The organism is Hyphomonas sp. (assembly GCF_046313735.1).
Lineage (GTDB): Bacteria > Pseudomonadota > Alphaproteobacteria > Caulobacterales > Hyphomonadaceae > Hyphomonas.
Window position 1 is genome coordinate 1 of the sequence record NZ_JBKBXW010000102.1, and the last position, 539, is coordinate 539.

Annotated in this window: 1 pseudogene; it reads left to right on the forward strand. The window is 64.9% G+C overall.

The annotated features are described in order from the left end of the window. Window positions 1–539, forward strand: a pseudogene (locus ACK4SV_RS16770) (DNA gyrase subunit A); the annotation flags it as partial.

Genomic DNA, 539 nt, shown 5'->3' on the forward strand with positions numbered 1-539 from the left:
CCACCGGCGTGAAGTGCTCCAGCGCCGCTCGCAGCACCGGCTGGAAAAGATCGACCACCGGCTGGAAGTGCTCGAAGGCTTCATCATCGCCTTCCTCAACCTTGACCGGGTGATCGACATCATCCGCTATGATGACGAGCCCCGCGCCGCCCTCATGCGTGAGGAATGGGGCCGCAAGTTCAAGCGCGCCATGTCCGAAAAGGACTATGTCGCGCCGCCGCCCGGTGAGGGCGAGTTGTCCGAAGTTCAGGCCGAAGCCATCCTCAACATGCGCCTGCGCAGCCTGCGCCGGCTTGAGGAACTGGAGCTCAAGCGCGAACGCGATGCGCTGCTGAAGGAACGCGCCGAGATTGACGACCTGCTGCAATCCGACACCCTCCAGTGGCGCCGGATCGGCGAGGAACTCGACGCCGTGCGCAAGCAATTCGGCAAGGAAACCGCGCTGGGCCGCCGCCGCTCCAGCTTCGCCGAGGCCGGCGAGACCGAGATTCTGGCCCCCGAAGCGATGATCGAGCGCGAGCCTATCACCGTGGTTCTGT